Source organism: Acidovorax sp. SUPP3434 (assembly GCF_030159015.1).
Lineage (GTDB): Bacteria > Pseudomonadota > Gammaproteobacteria > Burkholderiales > Burkholderiaceae_C > Paracidovorax.
Window position 1 is genome coordinate 143,313 of record NZ_BQXL01000009.1, and the last position, 21,594, is coordinate 164,906.

Below are 21,594 nucleotides of genomic sequence, written 5' to 3' on the forward strand. Positions count from 1 at the left end.
CTTGCGGATGTCACGTACCACGGCGGGCCGCCACGGCCATCTTTTGCAGGAGCATTCCATGTCCAAAGTCTTCATCGACGGCGAAGCCGGCACCACGGGCCTGCAGATCCGCGAGCGCCTGCAGGCAATGCCGCAGGTGCAGGTGGTCAGCATCGCGCCCGAGCGGCGCAAGGACCCGGCCGCCAAGCGCGAACTGATCGCCGGCGTGGACCTGGTGATCCTGTGCCTGCACGACGATGCCGCCCGCGAGACCGTGGCCATGGTGGACGAGATCGAAAAGGCCAGTGGCCGCCGCATCAAGGTGATCGACGCCAGCACGGCGCACCGCACGGTGGCGGGCTGGGTGTTCGGCTTTCCCGAACTGGCCGCCGGCCAGAGCGATGCCGTGGCATCGGCCACGCGGGTGGCCAACCCCGGTTGCTATGCCACCGGGGCGATCGCGCTGCTGCGCCCGCTGGTGGAGGCCGGCCTGGTGCCGGTCGATTTCCCGCTGGCCCTGCCTTCGGTGAGCGGTTACTCTGGCGGCGGCCGCACGATGATCGAGGCCTACGAGCAAAACGCCGCCCCGGCCTTCGAGTTGTATGCCCTGGGCCTGTCGCACAAGCACCTGCCCGAGATCATGAAGTACACCGGCCTGACCCGCCGGCCGATCTTCGTGCCGGCCGTGGGCAACTTCCAGCAGGGCATGCTGGTGCAGCTGCCGCTGCACCTGGACCTGCTGCCCGGCGCGCCCAAGGCGGCCGACCTGCACGACGCCCTGGTCGCGCACTACGCCAAGAGCAACACGCCGGACCAGTGGGTCAAGGTGCTGCCGCCGACGGACGACGGCAAGCTCGACGCCCTGGCGCTCAACGACACCAACCAGCTCGAACTGCGCGTGTTCGCCAATGAAAGCTACCGCCACGCGGTGCTGGTGGCCCGCCTGGACAATCTCGGCAAGGGCGCCAGCGGCGCGGCGGTGCAGAACCTGAAGCTGATGCTGGGCCTGTGATGGGCCGTGGCGTGATGGGCGGAGGCGCCGCCACCGCGATGCCGTGCGCCCGGCCTCAGGCCCGCCCCATGCGCTGAAAGAGCCCGCCGGGCAGGCGGGCGACCTGCCCTTCCAGTTCCAGTTCGAGCAACGCGACCTGCAGCGACGCGGCATCCATGCCGGTGCGCGCCACCAGCGCATCGAGGCCGGTCGGGTCGAACCCCAGCGCCTGCAGCAGTGGCGCGTGCTCTCCCGCCGGCAACCCCTCGCTGCTGTCGCCCTCGCCATTGCTGCGCGGCAAGGGCGCCAGCGATGCGGGCGCGGTCCTCGGTGCCTCGGAGGGCGCCAAGCGCAACTCTTCCAGCACGTCCTGCGCGGACTCGACCAGTTTGGCCCCTTGCCGGATCAGCGCATGGCAGCCCCGGGACTGCGGCGCGTGGATGGAGCCGGGAATGGCGAACACCTCCCGCCCCTGCTCGGCGGCCAGCCGGGCGGTGATCAGCGAGCCCGAGGCCAGCGCCGCCTCCACCACCAGCGTGCCTTGCGACAGCCCGGCGATGATGCGGTTGCGCTTCGGAAAATTGCCCGCCAGCGGCGGCGTGCCCAACGGGTATTCGCTCACCAGCACGCCGTTTTGCGCGATGCGGTGGGCGAGGTCCAGGTTCTTGCGCGGGTAGACGCGGTCCAGCCCGGTGCCCACCACGGCGAGGGTCGCGGGCAGGTCGTCGGCACCGTCCACCCCGCCGTCCAGCGCCCCTTCGTGCGCCGCGGCATCCACGCCCAGCGCCAGGCCGGAGACGATGCACAGACGGGCGCTGCGCAGCGCCCGCGCGAACTGCCGTGCATGGTCGGCGCCCTGCGCCGTGGGATTGCGGCTGCCCACGATGGCGATGCAACGCTCGGTCGTCCAGGGTGTCGTCTGCGCCAGGAACCGGGGTGCCCCCATGAGGTAGAGCATGAGGGGCGGGTCTTCGGTGGCCAGCAGGCCCGGCGGATAGGCCGGATCGCCCAACGTGACGATCTGGCGGGCGGGCTGGCCCGGTGCCGCGCCGTTCAGCCACTGCCAGGTGGTCTCGACCAGTGCCTCGAGCGTGGGCGGCACGGTGCCCAGGGCCCGCGCCTGGGCGGGCGTGGCACAGGCCTGCAGCGCCGCTGGCGATGTGGTGAACAGGTTCTGCGGCAGGCCGAACGCGGCCAGCAGCCGGCGCGCGGCCCCATTGCCGACGCCGGGTGTGAGCGCCAGCCGCAGCCAGGCGGCCAATTCGTCCCGATCCATGGAGGTCAAAGCAGGCATCCCGAGGCCAAGGGGCGCCCGCCAAGGCGCCCCCGGAGAGGGCCGCAGGGCTTACTGCGGATTGACGAGGCGGTCGCCGACCCGCACGCCCTGCTGCACCTGCAGCAGCAGCACGTAGGAGACGCGATCGAACGTGCGGAACACCATGCCCACGCCGTTGGCCTCGCTCGGCAGCTTGATCATGGCCTTGTTCTCGTCGGTCTTGTCCTTGATGCGCTCGCCCTTGGTGAGCAGCGTGAGGACATGGCCGGCCTCGATCCCGTCGCGGGTGCCGCGGTTGATGGCGATCACCTGGTTCTGCGCGGCATAGGCCACGGCCGAGCTGCCGTACAGCGACACGACGCGCGCATCCACCGGGGCCTGCGGCGCGCGCGGCGTGTAGCTGGCGTAGCCGCGCGCGGGGGCAGGCAGCAGGCGGTCGCCGGCGCGCATTTCTTCCTTGGCGCTGCTCAGGTCCACGGTGGCGGGCACCACGTCGAGCGTGACTTCGCCCTTGGGATCGCGCGTTTCCTCGGTGGTCTCGCCGCGCACCAGTTCGGCCTTGCCGACGTACTGGGCTTCGTAGCCCAGGATCTCGCCGGACTCGGGGTCCTTCATGGGGATGGCATTGCGGAACACGCGGTACTGGCGCGGCACGCCGGGCCCCAGGCGCAGCGGATTGCCGGTGGCGCCGCGCACGTAGGCCCGGTCGCCGCTGGCCATGAGCACGCGTTCATCGACGGTGGCGACGATGCGCGGGGCCTGCTGCAGCGTGAGCTCGTCCACCACCAGCGGCTCGACGAGGAACGGCTCGATCAGGTGGGGCTGCAGGGTGGGCAGCGCGGTGCCGGCCAGGCTGTCGGTGCGGGTGCGGGGCGAGACGCGCACCGTGTCATTGGGCACCTGGCCCGACGGGCTGGTGCGCAGGCGGGCATAGCCGTCCACCTTTTCCAGGTACAGCGTCTGGCCGGGGAAGATAAGGTGCGGATTGGGGATGGACTGCAGGTTCATGCCCCAGAGTTCGGGCCAGCGCCAGGCGCGCTGCAGGTACATGCCCGAGATGCCCCAGAGGGTGTCGCCGCGCTTGACCACATAGGTGTCCGGCGCGTTGGCGGCCAGTTCCGACATCGGCACGCCCCGGGAGGCCACCTGCTGGGCGGTGGCCCGCTGATCGGTGGTGACAGGGTAGTTCTGGGCATGCGCGGGGCCGGTCAGCAGGGCTGCGGCCAGAAAAGCCAGCGCTCCCAGCGCCGTGGGCCGCAAGCCTGTGGATGCCGTCATGTTGTTCCTCTTGTCATGCATTGCGAAACGCCCCTCGCTGGCGCCAGCGCGTGTTTGTTGGTTACAAAACCCGCCGGTTGATACGTTACAAATCTTCTCGGATTCTCAGCCCAAGCCCTTGATTGGGCAACGATTATTGCGGCGGCCGGCGGCCGCCCTCATCAAAAGTGGCGAAAATAGCGACATCTTTCCGGGTTCGCCATGGCCATTCTTCCTATTCTCTGTTACCCCGATCCCCGCCTGCACACGGTGGCCAAGCCGGTCCAGGCCGTGGACGACCGCGTGCGCGCCCTGCTGGACGACATGGCGGCCACGATGTACGACGCCAACGGCATCGGCTTGGCGGCCACGCAGGTGGACGTGCACGAGCGCATCGTGGTCATCGACGTCTCCGAGGACCACGACCAGCCCCAGGTCTTCATCAATCCCGAGATCATCTGGGCCAGCGAGGAAAAGACCGTGGGCGAGGAAGGCTGCCTGTCGGTCCCCGGCATCTACGATGGCGTGGCGCGCTCCACCGCGGTCCACGTGCGGGCGCTGGACGCCCAGGGCCAGTCCCGCGTGGTCGAGGCCGAGGGCCTGCTGGCGGTGTGCATCCAGCACGAGATGGACCACCTGCTGGGCAAGGTGTTCGTCGAGTACCTCTCGCCCCTCAAACGCAACCGCATCAAGACCAAGATGCTCAAGCAGCAACGTGAGGCACGATCATGATCGCCTGGTGCTCCCTTTCCTTTTCCTCCCTGGCGCGCGGCATGGCCGCCATCGGCTTGGCGGCCGCGCTCACCGCGTGCGCTTCGCCCGACTTCGTCAAGCCCGGCGCCTCGCACGCCGAGGTGCTGCAGAACCTGGGCCCGCCGGTGTCCGTCACGCCGTTGCCCGGTGGCGGCGAGCGGCTGCTGTACACCACCCAGCCCGCGGGCCGGCAGGTGTACCACATGGACTTCGACGCCGGCGGCCGCCTCGTGCGCACCGACCAGGTGCTCACCTTCAACAACCTGGCCGGCATTCCGGCCGGCTGGACGGTGGACGACGTGCGCCGCACCTTCGGCCCGCCGATGCGCGTGGAACAGGTGGCGCGCTTCGACGGCGACATCTGGACCTACCGCTTCCGCGACGACCTGGGTACCCGGCGCTTCGGCCATGTGCACATCGACCCGCGCGGCGTGGTGGTGAAGGTGATGTTCACGGACGAGCCCGATCCCCGCGATCTGCTGGGATTCTGACGCCGCGACCGCCTTCATGAAGATCGTCTTTGCCGGCACGCCCGACTTCGCCCGCGTCGCCCTCCAGCGCCTGCTGGACGCCGGCTTCACCGTCCCCCTCGTCCTGACCCAGCCCGACCGCCCCGCCGGCCGGGGCATGAAGCTGCAGGCCTCGCCCGTCAAGCAGTGCGCGCTGGAGCACGGCATCGCCGTGGCGCAGCCGCGCAGCCTGCGCCTGGACGGCAAGTACCCCGAGGACGCCGCCGCCGCGCGCGATGCGCTGGTCGCCGCCGGGGCCGATGCCATGGTGGTGGCCGCCTACGGGCTGATCCTGCCGCAGTGGGTGCTGGACCTGCCGGCCAGGGGTTGCCTGAACATCCACGCCAGCCTGCTGCCGCGCTGGCGCGGCGCGGCGCCCATCCACCGCGCGATCGAGGCGGGCGATGCCGAGACGGGCGTGACCATCATGCAGATGGATGCCGGCCTGGACACGGGCGACATGCTGCTCATCGAAAAGACCGCCATCGGCCCGCGCGACACCACGGCCACGCTGCACGACCGGCTGGCCGACCTGGGCGGCCGCATGGTCGTCGAGGCGCTGCAGCTCGCCGCCCGCGGCGGCCTGGCCGCCACGCCGCAGCCCACCGAGGGCGTGACCTATGCACACAAGATCGAGAAGGCCGAAAGCGCCATCGATTGGGCCCTGCCCGCCGAGGCGATCGGCCGGCGCATCCGCGCCTTCGACCCGTTCCCCGGCGCATCGACCACGCTGGACGACGAGGCGATCAAGGTGTGGAGCTATGAAATCGATAGCACGATGCCGGCGGATTCCATGCCTTGCGGGCAGATTCTGTCCGTGAACGATGCCGGCGTGACGGTGGCCTGCGGCCACGGCGCGCTGCGACTGACCACGCTGCAGCGCGCGGGCGGCAAGCGCCTGCCGGTGGCCGATTTCCTGCGCGGCTTCGCGCTTGCGCCCGGCATGGTGCTGGGGAGCGGCGCGCCAGCCGGGGCGCGGGAATGAGCGCCCGGGGACTGGGCGCGCTCGTCCGGCATCCCGCCTACCGCCAGGGCGTGCTGGACATGTTCGGCACCAGCGTGGGCGTGGGCGCCTGGGGGCTGGTGACCGGCGTGGCCATGGTCAAGAGCGGCATGTCGGTGCCGATGGCGATCTTCATGTCGCTCGCGGTGTACGCCGGCAGCGCGCAGCTCACGGTGATCCCGCTGATGGCCGTTGGCGCGCCGCTGTGGGTGGTGTGGCTCACGGCCTCGTGCGTGAACCTGCGCTTCGTCATCTTCAGCAGCCTATGGCGCAGCTACTTCGCGCACCTGCCGCTGCGCCGGCGCCTGGCGGTGGGGTATTTCAGCGGCGACGTGATCTTCGTCGCGTTCATGAAGCGCTACCCCCAGCCCACGCCACAGCCCGAGCAGGTGCCGTACTTCTGGGGCGCCGCGTCGATCAACTGGCTGTCCTGGCAGGTGCCGTCGATCACGGGCATTTTGCTGGCCAACGTGGTGCCGCTGTCGTGGGGCCTGGGCTTCGCGGGCGTCCTGGCGCTGCTGGGCGTGATGCTGTCCATGCTGTTCGACCGCGCCACCTGGCTGGCCACGGGCGTGGCCATGACGGCGGCCATCGCGGCGTTCGCGCTGCCGCTCAAGCTGAACATCCTGGTGGCGATCGCGGCGGCCGTGGCCGTGGGCCTCATCATCGAGACGGTGGACCGCCACCTGCGAAAGCCCGAGGTGCTGCTGGTGCCGGCCGAGAGCGCGCTGCCGCCCGAGGAGAAAAAGCACGTGCAGGACGGCGACGTGGTGCCGCTGCGCGAGGAGCGCCACCCATGAACTGGTCCTGGGTCGAACCCACCATCGCCATCCTGGGCCTGGCCGCGATCACGGTGGTGTCGCGCGCGTTCTTCATGATTCCCGAGCGCGAACTGCCCCTGCCCGACTGGCTCAAGCGCGGCCTCAAGTACGCGCCGCTGGCCGCGCTGGCCTCGGTGATCGCGCCGGAGATCTTCATGGCGCAGGGCGAGCTGATCGGCACGCTGCAGGACGCGCGCCTGCCGTCCGTGCTGTGCGCCGCCGGCTACTACTTCTGGCGCCGCGGCATCCTGGGCACCATCGTCGTGGGCATGGTGGTGTACCTGCCGCTGCACATCGGCCTGGGCTGGTAGCCCACGGGCGGCGCCGGCCGACACGGCCGGGCACGGGGCCGCACCTACAATGCGGCGCAGTTTTCCACCCTCCCCGCGCCGCCCGCCGGCCCCATCGATCCATGCACATCCTTCGCTTTTCCGACCTCTGCGCCCAAGGCCAGGCCCGTGGCCAGCGCGTGTTCATCCGCGCCGACCTGAACGTGCCGCAGGACGACGCCGGCCACATCACCGAGGACACGCGCATCCGCGCCTCGGTGCCCTGCATCCAGATGGCGCTGGACGCCGGCGCCGCCGTCATGGTGACCAGCCACCTGGGCCGCCCGACCGAGGGCACGCTGCAGCCCGCCGACTCGCTCGCCCCCATCGCGAAGCGCCTGGGCGAACTGCTGGGCCACCCTTATGAAAACGGGGTGCCGCTGGTGGCCGACTGGGTGGACGGCGTGGCCGTGCAGCCCGGCCAGGTCGTGCTGCTGGAGAACTGCCGCGTGAACCCCGGCGAGAAGAAGAACGACCCCGCGCTGGCCAGGAAGATGGCCGCGCTCTGCGACATCTACGTGAACGACGCCTTCGGCACCGCGCACCGCGCCGAGGGCACGACCTACGGCATCGCCGAATACGCCAGGACCGCCTGCGCCGGCCCGCTGCTGTCGGCCGAGATCGACGCCATCACCAAGGCCCTGGCGCACCCCGCGCGGCCGCTGGCGGCCATCGTGGCGGGCAGCAAGGTCTCGACCAAGCTCACCATCTTGAAGAGCCTGGCCGACAAGGTGGACCAGCTCATCGTGGGCGGCGGCATCGCCAACACCTTCATGCTGGCCGCCGGCCTTCCGATCGGCAAGAGCCTGGCCGAGCCCGACCTGCTGGACCAGGCCCGCGCCGTGATCGACGCCATGAAGGCGCGCGGCGCCGAGGTGCCGATCCCCACCGACGTGGTGGTGGCCAGGACCTTCTCGGCCGACGCGCCCGCCACGGTGAAGGCCGCCGCCGACGTGGCCGACGACGACCTGATCCTGGACATCGGCCCCGAGACCGCGAAGAAGCTGGCCGCGCAGCTCAAGCAGGCCGGCACCATCGTGTGGAACGGGCCCGTGGGCGTGTTCGAGTTCGCCGCGTTCGAGAACGGCACCCGGGCCATCGCCCAGGCGATCGCCGAATCGAGCGCGTTCAGCATCGCGGGCGGCGGCGACACGCTGGCGGCCATCGCCAAGTACGGCATCGAGAAGGACGTGGGCTACATCTCCACCGGCGGCGGCGCCTTCCTGGAAGTGCTGGAGGGCAAGACGCTGCCGGCCTTCGAGATCCTGCAAAAGCGCGCCCAGGGCTGAGCCGGCGGCGGGTTCACGCCCGCCGCTCTTTTGCTATTGAATTAATAGCAACATGCCCTAGTGATGATTGCGCTGGAGGCACTTTTCATGCCACACCCGCTGTGGCCGCGGGGCGCTGCGGCCACAGCACCGAGGCGATCGCCAGCACCATCAACGCCACGGCCGCCCAGTCCTGCCAGTGCAGGCGCTCGCCGAGCCAGACCGCGCCGCTGAACACGCCCAGCACCGGGATCATCATCACGCTCAAGGTGGACGCCACGGGCGGCAGGCCGCGCACCAGGAAGAACCACGCCGGCTGCGCGAAGCCGAGCACCAGCACCGCGTTGAAGGCGATGGCACCCCAGCCCACGGCGGACGGGGCCTGCCAGCGGTCGTGCTCCAGCAGCAGCGACAGCAGGCTCAGCACCACGGTGCTCTGCACCGTCATCCAGAACGACAGGGTCAGCACCGGCAGCGGCAGGGTGCTGCGCCGCAGCAGCTGCGTGCCCAGCGCCCAGCAGGCGGCGGCGGTGAGCATCAGCCCCACGCCGACGGGCCGGCCGCCGAGCTGGCTCAGCTCGTGCCACAGCAGCAGCAGCACGCCCCCGGCCGCCGCCGCCACGCCCGCCCAGGCGCGCGGCGCCAGGCGGTGGCCGAAGCACAGCGCGCCCAACACGGCCGAGAAGATCGGCATGGTGTAGCCCAGGATGGCCGCGCGCCCGCTGGAGAGCGACGGAATGGCGGTGATGCTGAAGGCATGCCACAGCACCATGTTAACGAGCCCCAGGCCCGCCAGCGGCAGCCAGTACCTGCGCGGCACGGCGAACGGGGCCTTGAGCAGCACCAGCGCCAGGGCCAGCACCGGCAGGCCGAGCCACAGCGAGATCGCGCGGAAGGCCAGCGGCGGAAAGCCCGCCACGCCGAGCTTCATGACCGGCCAGTTGAAGCCCCAGATGAGGGTGACGAGGATCAGGGCGACGAGCTGGCGGGGGGACAGGGCAGGCATGCGCGGCATTGTGCCGGGACGGACGCGGCGGCGCTCGCGGCGCCACCGGCGGCCCCGCCCCCTAAAATCGCGCCCCATGACCTTCATCGACATGCTGCAGGGCGCGGCCGCGCAGAACGACTCCATGCTGTGCGTGGGCCTGGACCCCGAACCCGACCGGTTTCCCGCAGCGATGCGCGGCGACGCCCGCAAGATCTACGACTTCTGCGCCGCCATCGTCGATGCCACCGCCGACCTGGCCTGCGCCTTCAAGCCGCAGATCGCCTATTTCGCCGCGCACCGCGCCGAAGACCAGCTCGAACGCCTCATGGCCCACATGCGCGCCACCGCGCCGCACGTACCGGTGGTGCTGGACGCCAAGCGCGGCGACATCGGCTCCACCGCCGGGCAGTACGCCCGCGAGGCCTTCGAGCGCTACGGCGCCGATGCGGTGACGCTCTCGCCCTTCATGGGCTTCGATTCCATCGAGCCCTACCTGGCCTACCACGGCAAGGGCGCCTTCCTGCTGTGCCGCACCTCCAACCCGGGCGGCGACGACCTGCAAAGCCAGCGTCTGGCCAGCGTGGACGGGCAGCCGCTGCTGTACGAACACATCGCGCGCCTCGCCCAGGGCCCGTGGAACACCAACGGCCAGCTGGGCCTGGTGGTGGGTGCCACCTACCCCGCCGAGATCGAGCGCGTGCGCGCCCTGGCGCCCACGTTGCCGCTCTTGATTCCCGGCGTGGGCGCGCAGGGCGGCGATGCGGCGGCCACGGTGCGCGCCGGGCGCCGCGACGGCGGGCCGATCCTCGTGAATTCTTCGCGCGCCATCCTGTACGCGGCCGAGGGCGAGGGCTTCGCCGCGGCCGCGCGCGCCGTGGCCCTGGCCACGCGGGAAGCGCTGAACGCCGCCCGCGCCTGACCTGCGGCGCGCTTCACCGCCTCTCTCACCACCCCGCCGGCCATGCAGCTCAAGTGGCTGGAAGACTTCATCGTGCTGGCGCAGGAGCGCAGCTACACGCGCGCGGCCGAGCTGCGCCACGTGACGCACCCGGCCTTCGGGCGCCGCATCCGCGCGCTGGAGGCCTGGGCCGGCACGCCGCTGGTCGAGCCCGGCAGCGGCCCCGTGCGGCTGACGGCGGCGGGCCAGGTCTTTCTGGACACGGCCGAGCAGATGGCGCGCAACCTCGCGCAGTCGCACGAGGAACTGCGCGCGGTGGCCGGGCGCCAGGCGCGCACCGTCACGCTCACCACGGGCCGCACCCTGGCCCGCACCGTGGTGGCCGACCTGCTGGTGCGGCTGCGCCCGGTGATGAAGGACTGCGAGCTGTGCATCCTGACCCGCGCGCTGGCCGACACCGTGGCCCTGCTGGAGCGCGGCGAGGCGGACTTCTCCATCGCCTACCACCACCCGGCGCTGGCCATCCGGCTGGATGCGCGCCAGTTCTCGCACATCACGCTGGCCTCGGACCGGCTGGTGCCGGTGTCGCGCGCCACGGCGCAGGGCGCGGCGCTGCACCCGCTGGCGGGCGCCGACCCCATTCCCTACCTGGCCTACGCGCGCACGCTGGCGCTGGGCCGGTTGGTGGAGGACCAGCTGGCGCACCACCCGGTCACACAGCGCCTGCAGCGTACGGTGGAGTGCGACTCGGCCGATGCGCAATACGAATACGTGCACAAGGGCCTGGGCGTGGCCTGGCTGCCGTGGTCCATGGTGCATGCCGACTGCAAGGCCGGCCGGCTGGCCAAGGCGGGCGACCGCAGCATGGAGGCGAAGTTCGACGTGCGGCTGTACCGGCCCAAGCGCCGGCTGAGCACGCAGGCCGAGGCGATCTGGCACGCCATCGCCACGCGGTGACGGCCCGCGCCGTCATCGGGTTCGCCCCCTTGGCGCCCGCGTGCCGAAACAGCACCATGGCGTGCCGACTCGGCACCCCCGCGCCCTGCCCGCCTTCGCACAATCGGCCCACACCCCACCAGGAGACTCCGATGCATGCCCACCCCGCCTTCCGCCGCACGCTTTTGCTGTGCGGCCTCGCCCTGCTGGCCGCCGGCCCCGCCGCCGCGCAGGACAGCTACCCGAGCAAGCCCATCACCATCGTCGTCGGCTACCCGCCCGGCGGCAGCACCGACCTCACCGGGCGCACGGTGGCGCAGGAACTGGGCGCGCGCCTGGGCGTGCCGGTGGTGATCGAGAACGTGGGTGGCGCGGGCGGCGCCATCGGCGCGCAGAAGGTGGCCAGCGCCGCGCCGGACGGCTACACGCTGCTCGTGGGCGCGAGCAACGAGATCGCCATCAACAAGCTGGTGACCAAGAAGGTCAAGTACGACGTGAAGGACTTCACCGCCATCGGCGTGATCGCATCGCAGCCGCTGGTGCTGGTGGCCTCCACCGGCTCGGGCGTGAAGAACGCGGCCGAGTTCACGCAGCGCGTGTCCAGGAACCCCGGCAAGTACAGCTACGGCAGCTCGGGCGTGGGCACCTCGCTGCACCTGGCGGGCGAGATGGTCAAGGAGCAGGGCAAGCTGTTCATGACGCACATCCCCTACCGCGGCGTGGCCCCGCTCACCAACGACCTGCTGGGCAACAACCTGGAGTTCGGCGTGTTCGTGCTCTCCAGCGGCCTGCCCCATATCAAGAGCGGCAAGGTCGTCGCGCTGGGCACGACCGAGGCCAAGCGCTCGGCCATCACGCCCGACATTCCCGCGCTGGCCGAGCTGCCGCAGTACAAGAACGTGGACATCGGCGTGTGGTTCGCCCTGATGGGCCCGGCCAAGCTACCCAAGCCCGTGCACGACAAGCTCAAGAAGGCGCTGAACGAGGCGCTGCAGTCGCCCGACTTCCGCAAGAAAATGGAAGCCTCCGGCTCGACCGTGGCCTCCACCAGCCTGAACGCCGACCAGTTCATCGCCTCGGAAGTGGCCAAATACCAGAAGATCGTCGAATTCGCCAAGATCGAGGAGTGACCTTGATGCCCCGGACCTTCGCACTCCCCGCCCCCGACCTCACGCCCTGGCGCGCCGGCAACACCGGCACCGAAGGCGTGTGGCACTTCGATTCCGGCCTGCCCGGCCGCCATGCGCTCATCAGCGCCCTGGTGCACGGCAACGAGCTGTGCGGCGCCTGGGCGCTGCAGGGCCTGCTGGCGGCGGGGCTGCGCCCCCAGCAGGGATCGCTCACGCTGGCGTTCTGCAACCTGGAGGCCTTCGACCGCTTCGATCCGGCCGACCACGACGCCTCGCGCTTCACCGACCAGGACATGAACCGCCAGTGGACCGACGAGCGCATGGAGGCGGGCGACACGCGCGAGCGCCGCCGCGCCGCAGCGCTGCGGCCCTTCGTGGCGCGCGCCGACTGGCTGCTCGACCTGCATTCGATGCACGAGCCCGGGGCGCCGCTCCTGCTCACCGGCCTGCACCCGCGCAACCTGGAGCTGGCCCGCCGCATGGGCGCCCCCGAGCACATCGTGGCCGATGCGGGCCACCAGGACGGCGTGCGCATGCGCGACTACGGGCACTTCGGCCTGCCCGACGCGCAGGCCGGCGACCGCCGCTCGCTGCTGGTGGAATGCGGCTTCCACGGCGCGCTGTCCAGCCGCACCGTGGCCTACGACCAGTGCGCGCGCTTCCTCGCGGCGGCGCAGGTGCTCCACCCCGAGGCGCTGGCCGCGCTGCTGCCCGGCTGGCGCCAGCCCGATGCGCCGCGCCAGTGGGTGCTGGAGGTGACGGGCCCGGTGGTCGCCAAGAGCAGCGCCTTCCGCTTCACGCAGCCGTTCACCGGCCTGGAGGTGATCCCCAAGGCCGGCACGGTGATCGGCGACAACGACGGCGAGCCCGTCGCCACGCCGTACGACGACTGCGTGCTCGTCATGCCCTCCACGCGCCAGGCGCGTGCAGGGGTGACGGTGGTGCGCTACGCCCGCCGCCGGCCGCTGTAGCGCGTTGAACGGGTGCCGATTGGGCGACCGCGCCCGGTCAGCGCCGCTCCCAGCGCGGCCCGAGCACCACGCACCCCAGCGCCAGCACCACGCAGGCCACGCCCGCCCACTGCCAGGCGGTGACGACCTCGCCCAGCACCAGCAGCCCGGCGGCCAGCCCCACCACGGGCACGCCCAGGCTGAAGGGCGCCACGCGGTTGGCCGGGTAGCGGGTGAGCAGCCCCGTCCACAGGCCGTAGCCGACGATGGTGGCCACCCAGCCCAGGTAGGCGATCGAGCCCCAGGCCACCGGCGGCAGCGCAGCCCAGGCGTCCCAGTGCAGCCAGCGGCCCGCGTCCGCATCGGTCAGGGCCGACAGCGCCGCGAACGGCAGCACCGGCACCAGGCTGCTCCACACCACGAACGACAGCGGCTTGTAGCCCGGCGATGCCCGCTGCGCCATGCGCGAGACGATGTTGGACACCGCCCAGGACGCGGCCGCGCACAGCGTGAGGCAGATGCCCACCAGCGTCGCGCCGCCCACGCCCGTGCCGGTGGCCCCCGGCCCGATGAAGTTCATGGCGAAGCATCCGAGGCCCACCGCCGCGATGGCCATGCCCAGCACCAGCGGCCGCCCGGGCCGCTCGCGCAGGACGCCGAACGCGAACAGCGCGGTGAAGAACACCTGCGTCTGCATGAGCACGCTGGCCAGCGCCGCCGTCATGCCCAGCTTCAGGGCGAAGAAGCCGAAGCCGAACTGCCCCACGCCCTGGAACAGCCCGAACAGCAGCACCCAGCGCCAGTGCATGCGCGGCGGCTTGAGGAAGAACACCAGCGGCAGCGCGGCGAACAGGTAGCGCACGGCCCCGAGCTGGAACGGCGTGAAGTAGCGCAGGCCCCACTTCATCGCCACGAAATTGACGCCCCAGATGACCACCACCGCCATCGCGGCCAGCACATCGCGCGTGGCCATGGCATCGCCGCCCGGCGCGCGGGCCGCCGCGCTCATGCGGCCCCCCTGCGGCCCGGCAGGCAGGGCAAGCGGAGTCGTCCAGGGCGCGGCAGCGCGGCGAAGGCGGAAGGAAGCACGGGACAGGGCATGCGGGGGTTCGCCGGCAGGCCGGCGCAGAAAAAAGGGGGCGGGGGAAGGGGGGCGCGAGAAGATCGATTATTCAGCACGGCCCCGGTTTCCGTGTGGCCGCGCGGGACAGCCTGGCGTGCGCGGCACCGCCCGCCCCCCGCTGCTGCTCAGAGGCTGCGCTGGTTCACGCGCTGCGACAGGGCCTGCGCGCTTTCCCGGCGCTCGCTGTAGCGGTCCACCAAGTAGGCCGCGCCGTCGCGCGTCAGCAGGGTGAACTTCACCAGCTCTTCCATGACATCCACCACGCGCTCGTAGTAGCTCGACGGCTTCATGCGGCCGGCCTCGTCGAATTCGAGGAACGCCTTCGCCACGGAGGACTGGTTGGGGATGGTGACCATGCGCATCCAGCGGCCCAGCACCCGCATCTGGTTGACGGCATTGAACGACTGCGAGCCGCCCGAGACCTCCATCACCGCCAGCGTCTTGCCCTGGGTGGGGCGCACCGCGCCGACCGACAGCGGAATCCAGTCGATCTGCATCTTGAGGATGCCGGTCATCGCGCCATGGCGCTCGGGGGACGTCCAGACCATGCCTTCCGCCCATTGGGCGAGCGTGCGCAGCTCGGCCACCTTGGGGTGGTCGTCGGGCGCCGCGTCCGGCAGCGGCAGGCCGCGCGGATCGAAGATGCGCGCCTCGGCGCCCAGGGCCCGCAGCAGCCGCGCCGCCTCTTCGGTCAGCAGCCGGCTGTAGGACCGCTCGCGCACCGAGCCGTACAGCAGCAGGATGCGCGGGGCATGGGTGGCGCGCTGCGCGGGAAACAGCCGCTCGGGATCGACCGGGTGCAGCAGCGCGGCGTCGAGGTTCGGAAGGTCAGGATTCATACGCGTGTCGGCATCGCCCAGCCCTCAATCGCAGGCCAGCTGGCGGACGCTGGCTTGCAGCACGGCGGGGTCGAGCCGGTCCGGCGGCAGGGCGACCAGCCGCTCCAGTTGCCGCTTCATGGCGTGCAGCGTGTTGCGGAACGCGCCCAGCTTCTCGGCATCGGTGCCGCTGCCTTCGCTGGGGTCGGCATGGCACCAGTGCGCCGTGGCCGGGTGCCCCGGCCAGATCGGGCACACCTCGCCGGCCGCGCTGTCGCAGACGGTGATGACCAGGTCCATGGCGGGCGCCCCCGGCGCGGCGAATTCGTCCCAGCTTTTGCTGCGCAGGCCGTCGGTCGCAATGCCTGCGCTGCGCAGCACCTGGATGCCCAGCGGGTTGGGCCGCTGGTGGGCGCGCGGGTGGCTGCCGGCGGAGTGGGCATGGAAGCGGCCCCGGCCCAGGTCGTTGAGCAGGGCCTCGGCCAGGATGCTGCGGGCCGCGTTGTGGGTGCAGAGAAAGAGGACGTTCAGGGCGCGTGGGGTGTCGCTCATGGAGGGCTCCGGAGGGCCGGCAGTGCGATGGGGCGAAAGAGCCCGGAGTGGCTGAAGCCCACGCGTGGCCGGCATGGCTAGCACTGTCATGCGTTGGCGGCGGCGGGAAGGCACGGCGTGCCCTGGCAGCAGTTCTCGGTGAGATAGGCGAGCAGGGCGTTCATGGCCGGGTAGGCGGCGCGGTAGATCAGGTTGCGGCCCTGGCGCTCCTGGCTGATGAGGCCCGCATGCGTCAGCTCCTTGAGGTGGAACGACAGGGTGTTGGGCGCGATCTCCAGGCGCTCGGCCAGGGCGCCGGGCGTGAGGCCGTCCTCGCCCGCCACCACCAGCGCCCGAAAGACACGCAGGCGCACGGCCTGCGCCAGCGCGGCCAGGGCTTGGACCACATCGGATTCATTCATGATTCGACTATACAACAATCATTGAATTATCAAAACGAAAGCCCTCCGAGAAGAGCAAAGGCACATGTCTTGCTAAACCCCAAAAGCAAACATTTGTTTACACAAAATGCCCCTCCTCCATCGCCTCACCCTGCTTCAGAAATTCCTGATCCTCGGCGTGATCGCCGTGCTGATGTCCGCGCTGCCCACCGGGCTGTACGTGCGCGGCGCGCTGCAGGAGATCGGCGATGCGCGCCACGAGAGCGCGGGCGCGCCGGCCATCATCGCGGTCAACCAGGCCGCGCAGTGGCTGCAGGTGCACCGGGGCCTGTCGGCCGCCATGCTCAACGGGGACGAGGTGCTGGGCGCGCGCCGGCCCGCCGTGCGGGATGCCATGAACAAGGCCCTGGCCGAGGCCGACCGGCAGATGGCGGCTGCCGCGGCCCCCGCGGCGCAGGTCAAGGCCTGGGCCGACGCGGCGCAGGCCTGGCGCGCGCTGGAGCAGGCCGTGGCGGCCCGCGCGCTGCCCGCCGCGCAGGCCCTGGCGCGGCACACGCAGCTGGTGGCCGACCTGCTGCGGGTGAGCGAGGAGCTGCTGCACGCCTACGGCTTCCAGACCGATCCCGACACCGCCACGCAGGACCTGATCCAGGCCTCGCTGGTCCACGCCCCGCTGCTCGGCGAAAAAATCGGCCTGCTGCGCGGCCAGGGCGCCGGGTATCTGGCGCGCGCCAGCCTGCCGCCCGAGGGCAAGGGCTCGCTGCAGGCGCTGCAGCAGCGCGTGGGCGAGCTGGAGGAAAGCACCTTCCGCAATTTCGACCGCGCCATGGCCGGCGATGCCGGCCTGCGGCAGGCGCTGGGCGCCCAGGTCTCGGCCGTGCGCCAGCGCGTGGCCGCATCGCGCGGCCTGGCCGACCGGGGGCTGCTCAAGGCCACCGAGATCACCCTGCCCGCCAAGGACTACTTCGACGACCTCTCGGCCACCATCGAGGCGCTGAGCGCTCTGAACGCCACCGCCATGTCCAGCCTGGATGCCGCGCTGCAGCAGCGCGTGGCCCGCCACCAGCGTGCCCTGGGTGTCGCCGCGCTGGCCATGGCGCTGGCGCTGGCCCTCGCGGGCGGGCTGGCGGCGGTCTTCGTGCGCTCCATCACCCGGCCGCTGGCGCAGGCCGTGGACCTGGCCAGCGCCGTGGCCGCGGGCGACCTGAGCGGCGAGGACACCGCCCACGGCAGCAACGAGGTGGGCCGGCTCATCGCCGCGCAGCAGCAGATGCGCGCGCGCCTCAAGCCCATGGTGGCGCAGGTGCGCAGCGGCTCCGAGGGCGTGGCCACCGCCAGCGCCCAGATCGCCCAGGGCAACATGGACCTGTCGGCCCGCACCGAGGCCCAGGCCAGCGCGCTGGAGGAAACCGCCGCCTCCATGGAGGAGATGACCGCCACCGTGCGCCAGAACGCCGACAGCGCGCGGCAGGCCAACCAGCTCGCCGAACACGCCAGCACCGTGGCCGTGCAGGGCGGCGCCGTGGTCACGCGCGTGGTGGAGACCATGCAGGGCATCCACGCCGCCTCGCGCAAGATCGGCGACATCATCGGCGTGATCGACGGCATCGCCTTCCAGACCAACATCCTGGCGCTGAACGCCGCGGTGGAAGCCGCCCGCGCGGGCGAGCAGGGCCGCGGCTTCGCCGTCGTGGCCGGCGAGGTGCGCAGCCTGGCCGGCCGCAGCGCCGAGGCGGCCAAGGAGATCAAGGCGCTGATCGGCGCCAGCGTGGAACGGGTGGCGCAGGGCAGCGCCCTGGCCGACCAGGCGGGCAGCACCATGACCGACGTGGTCACCGCCATCCGCCGCGTGACGGACATCATGGGCGAGATCAGCGCGGCCAGCCACGAGCAGTCGCTGGGCGTCTCCCAGGTGGGCGAGGCCGTCACCGAGATGGACCAGGCCACCCAGCAGAACGCCGCGCTGGTCGAGGAGATGGCCGCCGCGGCGAACAGCCTGCGGGCGCAGGCGGAAGAGCTGGTGCGGGCGGCGGGGGTGTTCCGGCTGGGGGCCGGGGATGCGGTGGTGCAGACGGGCGATACGCTACAAATTCGATAGCAATATGCCATAGTACTGATTGCGCTGGCGGCATTTTTTTCGACGCTTTCCTGCCCTCCCTGCCGATCCCGGCGGCAGCGCGGGCCGGTCAGGGCGCCTCGCCGGCCCGGCAGGGCGCGGCCGCCAGCAGGCGGGCAGCGTGCAGGAACGCCTTCGGACCGACCCAGCTGACGTTCCAGTCGCCCGCCACCGGCACCTGGCGCTTGTGCGCGATCACCATCTGCCGTTTCGGCACCACCAGGATGTACTGGCCGTGCACGCCCCAGGCCATGTAGGCGCCTGCCAGGGGCGAGTCCGGCGGCTCCTGCAGCAGCCACCACAGATAGCCGTACCCGAAGCCGCGCCGCGCGGTGTGTGCCGGGTGCATCTGCGAGGCCGGCGTCGTGGGCCGCGTGGTCTGCACCACCCAGTCCGCCGGAATGATCTGCCGCCCGCGCCAGCGCCCCTGCTGCAGCATAAGATGGCCCAGCCGCGCCATGTCGCGCGTGGAGAGAAAGAAGGGATAGGCCAGGTGCTCCGACCGCCGGGCATCGCCGCTGCGCACATGCCGCGCCGGGTCGAAGTCCTGCAGCTGCAGCGGCGCGGCCAGATCGTCCGCGAAGGCCTGGTAGATGCCACGGCCGGTCAGGCGCTCGAACGCCGTGCCCGCGGCATTGAAATCCCAGTTGTTGTAGAGGAAATAGCGGCCCGGCACCTGAGAGCCGCGCGCCGGCGCGGCCGCCGCGTCGTCGCCCCCATTGGCGGCCGCATGGTAGACGCCCGAACGCGCGGTGAGCAGGTCACGCAATGTCGCCTGTCGCTCGATCGGCAGCAGGCCGCCCGTGTCGTCGATGCCCAGGTCCGCCAGCGTGCGGTCGAGGTCGATGGTGCCGTCCGCCACGGGCGGGCCGTACAGCATCGACAGCACGCTCTTGCGCACCGAAAACACGATGCTGACCGCCTCCACCGGGCCGTACCCGAACAGCACCCGGCCGTCCTGCACCGCCATCAGGGCGGTCGTGTCCAGGGTGCGAAGGTAGTCGCCGGCGGCTTCGAGACCGCGGCGGCAGGCCGGCCCCTGCTCCGCGACGGGCTGGGGCTCCCACGATGCGCCGGGAAAGGCGGCGGGCGCGGGCGCCGTCGAAGCCGGTGGGACGGACGTGCACGCGCTGGCGAGCAGCAGCAGGGCCGCGCCGCACAGGGTTCGCAAAGGCATCGGCATGGAATGAAAGGGGCAGCGTGGTGGGGCGTGGAATGGGCTCAGCGGCCTGGCCCCCTGCTGCCGGAGCCAGCAACCGGGACCGCCACGTCAGCGCAAACCGGCCCGGAAAATGCTATCAATTAAATAGCAAAATGCCCTAGTCCTGATTGTGCTGGAGCCCTATTTTGCGTTAAACCTTTTCCTCTCCACCAGCGCCGTTCTCCCGCGGCAGCACGATGCGCGCCCGCAGCCCCTGCCCGGGCACGGCATGCAGTTCCAGCGTACCCCCGTGCGCCCACGCCACGCGCTCCACGATCGCCAGGCCCAGCCCCGCCCCCGGCGACCCCGAGCGCGCCGCGCCGCCGCGCGCGAACGGCTCGCGCACGCGGGCGAGGTCCTGCGGCGCGATGCCCGGGCCGCCGTCCTGCACCTCGATCCACGCGGCCGACCCCTGCGCGGCCCCGCCCGTGCGCAGCACCACGGGGGCGGCGCCGTGGCGCCAGGCGTTCTCCACCAGGTTGTCCACGGCGCGGCGCAGGGCCTGGGGGCGCAGGGGCAGCGGCGGGGCGCCGCCCGGCTCCACGCGCACCGTGCGGCCGTGGTCCGCCTGGGCCTGGGCGACGGCGTCGGCCAGGGCGTCGAGCGATTCGCGCACCGGGGCCTCGGCCTCGCCCACCCGGGCGAAGTCGAGGAACTGGCCGACGATGGCATCCATCTCGTCGATGCTGCGCGCCATGCTGGCGGACAGGTCGCCGTCCAGCCGGGGCTGCGCGATCTCCACGCCCAGGCGCAGCTTGGTGAGCGGCGTGCGCAGGTCGTGCGACGCGCCGGCCAGCATCAATGCGCGGTCGTGGTCGGCACGGGCCAGGGCGAGCGCCATGGCGTTGATGCTGCGGCTGACGGTGGCGAGTTCCTCGGGCCCCTCCTCGGGCAGGAGCGGCGGCGGCTGGCCGCGCGCGATGCGCCGGGCCGCCGCCACCACGCGCGCCAGCGGCCGGTGCAGGTGCCGCTGCAGCCACCAGGCCGCGGCCAGCGCCAGCAGCATGCCGGCCACCGTGGCCATCAGCCAGGCACCCGTGGCCTCCCGCGTGGGGAACAGGCCGGGCAGGCCGAGCCAGTGGTCCGCGCCGTCGAAGGACACGCGCAGCACGAGCCCGCCGGCCTCGTCGCGCCGCCAGCGGGGGGCGGTGGCGGCGCCAGCGCGGTCGGGATCGGCCGCCAGGCGGCGCTCCACGGCCTGCATGAAGGTGCGCTCCACGGGCGAGGGCCGCGCGCCGGGCCCGGCGCCAGCGGCCGTGCCGGCCAGCTGCCGGGCACGGCGGTTGAAGGCGTCGGTGAAGGCCGCCCGCTGCGCAGGCGGCAGCGCGGCCAGCCCGGCGCGCAGCGCATCGACATGGCGGGCCACGCCCTCGGCCACCTGCTCGGCGCGGGGGCGCAGGACCATCTGCCGCGCCACCCAGGCCGCGCACAGCTGGCCCAGCACCACCAGGGCCGCCACCAGCAGCCACTGCCGCCCGAGCAGGCTGCGCGGCCAGCGCGCGCGGCGCGCCCCGGTCGCGGACCCGGCCGGGGCGCTCATGGGGCGGCCTCCGCGCCATCGGCGGGCGACGGCGCCGCGGCATCCGGCACGAACACGTAGCCCACGCCCCACACGGTGCGGATGTGGCGCGGCCGGGCCGGGTCCGCCTCGATCAGCTTGCGCAGGCGCATGACCTGCACGTCGATGCTGCGGTCGGTGGCGGCATGCGCCGGACCGTGGGCGAGCGCGATGAGCCGGTCGCGCCCCAGCGGGCGGTGCGGGTGGCCGGCCAGCACGCGCAGCAGCGCGAATTCGGCGGTGGTGATGGGCAGGTCCTGCCCCGCGCGCTCGAGCCGGCGCTCGTCCAGCCACAGCGTGAAATCGCCAAACGCCACGCGCCCGGCCGAAGGCGCGGGGCCGGCGTGCGCACCCAGCATGCGCTGGCGCCGCACCATGGCCTGGATGCGCGCGAGCAGTTCGCGCGGCTGAAAGGGTTTCGGCAGGTAGTCGTCGGCGCCCATCTCCAGGCCGACGATGCGGTCCACCGGGTCGCCGCGTGCGGTCAGCATGAGGATGGGAATGGTCTCGCCCTGCGTGCGCAGGCGGCGGCAGATGGCCAGGCCGTCCTCGCCCGGCATCATCACGTCCAGCACCAGCACGTCGAAGCGCTCGCGCGCCAGCAGCCGGTCGAGCGGGCCGGCGCCGTCGACCGTGCGCACGGCGTAGCCGTGGTCGCCCAGGTAGCGCTCCAGCAGCGCCCGCAGGTCGGGTTCGTCATCGGCCACCAGAATCCGGGCCAGCGCATCGGTCATGGAAAAACCCCTGTGATTGACCGC

Annotated in this window: 22 protein-coding genes; 12 read left to right on the forward strand and 10 right to left on the reverse strand. The window is 71.9% G+C overall.

Features of this window, described 5'->3' with window-relative positions; genetic code table 11:
* Positions 1 to 58: 58 nt before the first annotated feature.
* Positions 59 to 991 carry an N-acetyl-gamma-glutamyl-phosphate reductase gene (gene argC, locus AVKW3434_RS15290; protein WP_284406525.1) on the forward strand — a complete coding sequence of 311 codons (933 nt, stop codon included), beginning with the start codon at positions 59 to 61 and terminating at the stop codon, positions 989 to 991.
* Positions 992 to 1,046: 55 nt separating this feature from the next.
* Here argC and dprA read toward each other — a convergent pair whose 3' ends face one another.
* Positions 1,047 to 2,246, reverse strand: coding sequence for a DNA-processing protein DprA (gene dprA, locus AVKW3434_RS15295; protein WP_284406526.1), 1,200 nt, complete (start codon positions 2,244 to 2,246; stop codon positions 1,047 to 1,049).
* A gap of 69 nt (positions 2,247 to 2,315) precedes the next feature.
* The gene (locus AVKW3434_RS15300; protein ID WP_284406527.1) at positions 2,316 to 3,524 is read right to left on the reverse strand and encodes a LysM peptidoglycan-binding domain-containing protein; all 1,209 of its coding nucleotides are present in this window, start codon (positions 3,522 to 3,524) and stop codon (positions 2,316 to 2,318) included.
* 201 nt (positions 3,525 to 3,725) lie between these two features.
* Between AVKW3434_RS15300 and def the strand changes: the two genes are divergently transcribed.
* The 6 genes from def to AVKW3434_RS15330 all read left to right on the forward strand — a co-directional run bounded on the left by def (position 3,726) and on the right by AVKW3434_RS15330 (position 8,207).
* The gene (def, locus tag AVKW3434_RS15305; protein ID WP_284406528.1) at positions 3,726 to 4,235 is read left to right on the forward strand and encodes a peptide deformylase; all 510 of its coding nucleotides are present in this window, start codon (positions 3,726 to 3,728) and stop codon (positions 4,233 to 4,235) included.
* Complete coding sequence (locus AVKW3434_RS15310) at positions 4,232 to 4,747, forward strand: hypothetical protein (RefSeq protein ID WP_284406529.1); 516 nt, start codon at positions 4,232 to 4,234, stop codon at positions 4,745 to 4,747. Before def ends, AVKW3434_RS15310 begins: the two co-directional genes overlap by 4 nt.
* A 16-nt stretch (positions 4,748 to 4,763) precedes the next feature.
* On the forward strand, positions 4,764 to 5,750 hold the full coding sequence (fmt, locus tag AVKW3434_RS15315) for a methionyl-tRNA formyltransferase (RefSeq protein ID WP_284406530.1): 987 nt from the start codon (positions 4,764 to 4,766) through the stop codon (positions 5,748 to 5,750).
* Entirely contained in the window at positions 5,747 to 6,568 is an 822-nt protein-coding gene (locus tag AVKW3434_RS15320; protein WP_284400590.1) for an AzlC family ABC transporter permease, read from the forward strand. Before fmt ends, AVKW3434_RS15320 begins: the two co-directional genes overlap by 4 nt.
* Positions 6,565 to 6,900, forward strand: a complete 336-nt coding sequence (locus AVKW3434_RS15325; protein ID WP_284406531.1) for an AzlD domain-containing protein — start codon at positions 6,565 to 6,567, stop codon at positions 6,898 to 6,900. The genes AVKW3434_RS15320 and AVKW3434_RS15325 overlap by 4 nt, the downstream gene beginning before the upstream one ends.
* Before the next feature lie 101 nt (positions 6,901 to 7,001).
* Complete coding sequence (locus AVKW3434_RS15330; protein ID WP_284406532.1) at positions 7,002 to 8,207, forward strand: phosphoglycerate kinase; 1,206 nt, start codon at positions 7,002 to 7,004, stop codon at positions 8,205 to 8,207.
* An 85-nt stretch (positions 8,208 to 8,292) separates the two neighbouring features.
* Here the strand turns inward: AVKW3434_RS15330 and AVKW3434_RS15335 are convergent, their stop codons facing one another.
* On the reverse strand, positions 8,293 to 9,192 hold the full coding sequence (locus tag AVKW3434_RS15335) for a DMT family transporter (RefSeq protein ID WP_284406533.1): 900 nt from the start codon (positions 9,190 to 9,192) through the stop codon (positions 8,293 to 8,295).
* 76 nt (positions 9,193 to 9,268) lie between these two features.
* Here AVKW3434_RS15335 and pyrF point away from each other — a divergent pair, with 76 nt between their 5' ends.
* The 4 genes from pyrF to AVKW3434_RS15355 all read left to right on the forward strand — a co-directional run bounded on the left by pyrF (position 9,269) and on the right by AVKW3434_RS15355 (position 13,109).
* A complete protein-coding gene (gene pyrF, locus AVKW3434_RS15340; protein ID WP_284406534.1) occupies positions 9,269 to 10,093 on the forward strand; it encodes an orotidine-5'-phosphate decarboxylase in 825 nt (274 codons plus the stop codon).
* A gap of 42 nt (positions 10,094 to 10,135) precedes the next feature.
* Positions 10,136 to 11,029, forward strand: a complete 894-nt coding sequence (locus AVKW3434_RS15345; RefSeq protein WP_284406535.1) for a LysR family transcriptional regulator — start codon at positions 10,136 to 10,138, stop codon at positions 11,027 to 11,029.
* A 131-nt stretch (positions 11,030 to 11,160) separates the two neighbouring features.
* Positions 11,161 to 12,138: a Bug family tripartite tricarboxylate transporter substrate binding protein gene (locus AVKW3434_RS15350; RefSeq protein WP_284406536.1), complete on the forward strand. Its 978-nt coding sequence runs from the start codon at positions 11,161 to 11,163 to the stop codon at positions 12,136 to 12,138.
* Positions 12,139 to 12,143: 5 nt separating this feature from the next.
* Complete coding sequence (locus AVKW3434_RS15355) at positions 12,144 to 13,109, forward strand: M14 family metallopeptidase (RefSeq protein WP_284406537.1); 966 nt, start codon at positions 12,144 to 12,146, stop codon at positions 13,107 to 13,109.
* Positions 13,110 to 13,146: 37 nt separating this feature from the next.
* On the opposite strand, the gene AVKW3434_RS15360 is transcribed toward AVKW3434_RS15355, so the two are convergent.
* From AVKW3434_RS15360 to AVKW3434_RS15375, 4 genes are all read right to left on the reverse strand, one after another.
* Positions 13,147 to 14,097 carry an EamA family transporter gene (locus AVKW3434_RS15360; RefSeq protein WP_284406538.1) on the reverse strand — a complete coding sequence of 317 codons (951 nt, stop codon included), beginning with the start codon at positions 14,095 to 14,097 and terminating at the stop codon, positions 13,147 to 13,149.
* Positions 14,098 to 14,336: 239 nt separating this feature from the next.
* Entirely contained in the window at positions 14,337 to 15,050 is a 714-nt protein-coding gene (gene arsH, locus AVKW3434_RS15365) for an arsenical resistance protein ArsH (RefSeq protein WP_284400561.1), read from the reverse strand.
* Between the two features lie 24 nt (positions 15,051 to 15,074).
* Positions 15,075 to 15,581, reverse strand: coding sequence for an arsenate reductase ArsC (locus tag AVKW3434_RS15370; RefSeq protein ID WP_284406539.1), 507 nt, complete (start codon positions 15,579 to 15,581; stop codon positions 15,075 to 15,077).
* 86 nt (positions 15,582 to 15,667) lie between these two features.
* Positions 15,668 to 15,982 carry an ArsR/SmtB family transcription factor gene (locus AVKW3434_RS15375; RefSeq protein WP_284406540.1) on the reverse strand — a complete coding sequence of 105 codons (315 nt, stop codon included), beginning with the start codon at positions 15,980 to 15,982 and terminating at the stop codon, positions 15,668 to 15,670.
* 106 nt (positions 15,983 to 16,088) lie between these two features.
* On the opposite strand from AVKW3434_RS15375, the gene AVKW3434_RS15380 reads away from it, so the two are divergent.
* Complete coding sequence (locus tag AVKW3434_RS15380; protein WP_284406541.1) at positions 16,089 to 18,059, forward strand: methyl-accepting chemotaxis protein; 1,971 nt, start codon at positions 16,089 to 16,091, stop codon at positions 18,057 to 18,059.
* A gap of 88 nt (positions 18,060 to 18,147) precedes the next feature.
* On the opposite strand, the gene AVKW3434_RS15385 is transcribed toward AVKW3434_RS15380, so the two are convergent.
* The 3 genes from AVKW3434_RS15385 to ompR form a co-directional block, all read right to left on the reverse strand.
* The gene (locus tag AVKW3434_RS15385) at positions 18,148 to 19,254 is read right to left on the reverse strand and encodes a serine hydrolase domain-containing protein (RefSeq protein WP_284406543.1); all 1,107 of its coding nucleotides are present in this window, start codon (positions 19,252 to 19,254) and stop codon (positions 18,148 to 18,150) included.
* 175 nt (positions 19,255 to 19,429) lie between these two features.
* Positions 19,430 to 20,818: an ATP-binding protein gene (locus AVKW3434_RS15390; RefSeq protein WP_284406544.1), complete on the reverse strand. Its 1,389-nt coding sequence runs from the start codon at positions 20,816 to 20,818 to the stop codon at positions 19,430 to 19,432.
* Entirely contained in the window at positions 20,815 to 21,570 is a 756-nt protein-coding gene (gene ompR / locus AVKW3434_RS15395; protein ID WP_284406545.1) for an osmolarity response regulator transcription factor OmpR, read from the reverse strand. The genes AVKW3434_RS15390 and ompR overlap by 4 nt, the downstream gene beginning before the upstream one ends.
* Positions 21,571 to 21,594 lie beyond the last annotated feature (24 nt).

Coding starts and splice junctions, on each gene's coding strand:
- AVKW3434_RS15375 (WP_284406540.1), bottom strand. CDS start 15,982: ATGAATGAATCCGATGTGGTCCAAGCCCTGGCCGCGCTGGCGCAGGCC.
- AVKW3434_RS15390 (WP_284406544.1), bottom strand. CDS start 20,818: ATGAGCGCCCCGGCCGGGTCCGCGACCGGGGCGCGCCGCGCGCGCTGG.
- argC (WP_284406525.1), top strand. CDS start 59: ATGTCCAAAGTCTTCATCGACGGCGAAGCCGGCACCACGGGCCTGCAG.
- AVKW3434_RS15385 (WP_284406543.1), bottom strand. CDS start 19,254: ATGCCTTTGCGAACCCTGTGCGGCGCGGCCCTGCTGCTGCTCGCCAGC.
- AVKW3434_RS15360 (WP_284406538.1), bottom strand. CDS start 14,097: ATGAGCGCGGCGGCCCGCGCGCCGGGCGGCGATGCCATGGCCACGCGC.
- AVKW3434_RS15380 (WP_284406541.1), top strand. CDS start 16,089: ATGCCCCTCCTCCATCGCCTCACCCTGCTTCAGAAATTCCTGATCCTC.
- AVKW3434_RS15370 (WP_284406539.1), bottom strand. CDS start 15,581: ATGAGCGACACCCCACGCGCCCTGAACGTCCTCTTTCTCTGCACCCAC.
- AVKW3434_RS15345 (WP_284406535.1), top strand. CDS start 10,136: ATGCAGCTCAAGTGGCTGGAAGACTTCATCGTGCTGGCGCAGGAGCGC.
- fmt (WP_284406530.1), top strand. CDS start 4,764: ATGAAGATCGTCTTTGCCGGCACGCCCGACTTCGCCCGCGTCGCCCTC.
- arsH (WP_284400561.1), bottom strand. CDS start 15,050: ATGAATCCTGACCTTCCGAACCTCGACGCCGCGCTGCTGCACCCGGTC.
- AVKW3434_RS15335 (WP_284406533.1), bottom strand. CDS start 9,192: ATGCCTGCCCTGTCCCCCCGCCAGCTCGTCGCCCTGATCCTCGTCACC.
- AVKW3434_RS15300 (WP_284406527.1), bottom strand. CDS start 3,524: ATGACGGCATCCACAGGCTTGCGGCCCACGGCGCTGGGAGCGCTGGCT.
- dprA (WP_284406526.1), bottom strand. CDS start 2,246: ATGGATCGGGACGAATTGGCCGCCTGGCTGCGGCTGGCGCTCACACCC.
- AVKW3434_RS15325 (WP_284406531.1), top strand. CDS start 6,565: ATGAACTGGTCCTGGGTCGAACCCACCATCGCCATCCTGGGCCTGGCC.
- AVKW3434_RS15320 (WP_284400590.1), top strand. CDS start 5,747: ATGAGCGCCCGGGGACTGGGCGCGCTCGTCCGGCATCCCGCCTACCGC.
- def (WP_284406528.1), top strand. CDS start 3,726: ATGGCCATTCTTCCTATTCTCTGTTACCCCGATCCCCGCCTGCACACG.
- pyrF (WP_284406534.1), top strand. CDS start 9,269: ATGACCTTCATCGACATGCTGCAGGGCGCGGCCGCGCAGAACGACTCC.
- AVKW3434_RS15355 (WP_284406537.1), top strand. CDS start 12,144: ATGCCCCGGACCTTCGCACTCCCCGCCCCCGACCTCACGCCCTGGCGC.
- AVKW3434_RS15350 (WP_284406536.1), top strand. CDS start 11,161: ATGCATGCCCACCCCGCCTTCCGCCGCACGCTTTTGCTGTGCGGCCTC.
- AVKW3434_RS15330 (WP_284406532.1), top strand. CDS start 7,002: ATGCACATCCTTCGCTTTTCCGACCTCTGCGCCCAAGGCCAGGCCCGT.
- AVKW3434_RS15310 (WP_284406529.1), top strand. CDS start 4,232: ATGATCGCCTGGTGCTCCCTTTCCTTTTCCTCCCTGGCGCGCGGCATG.
- ompR (WP_284406545.1), bottom strand. CDS start 21,570: ATGACCGATGCGCTGGCCCGGATTCTGGTGGCCGATGACGAACCCGAC.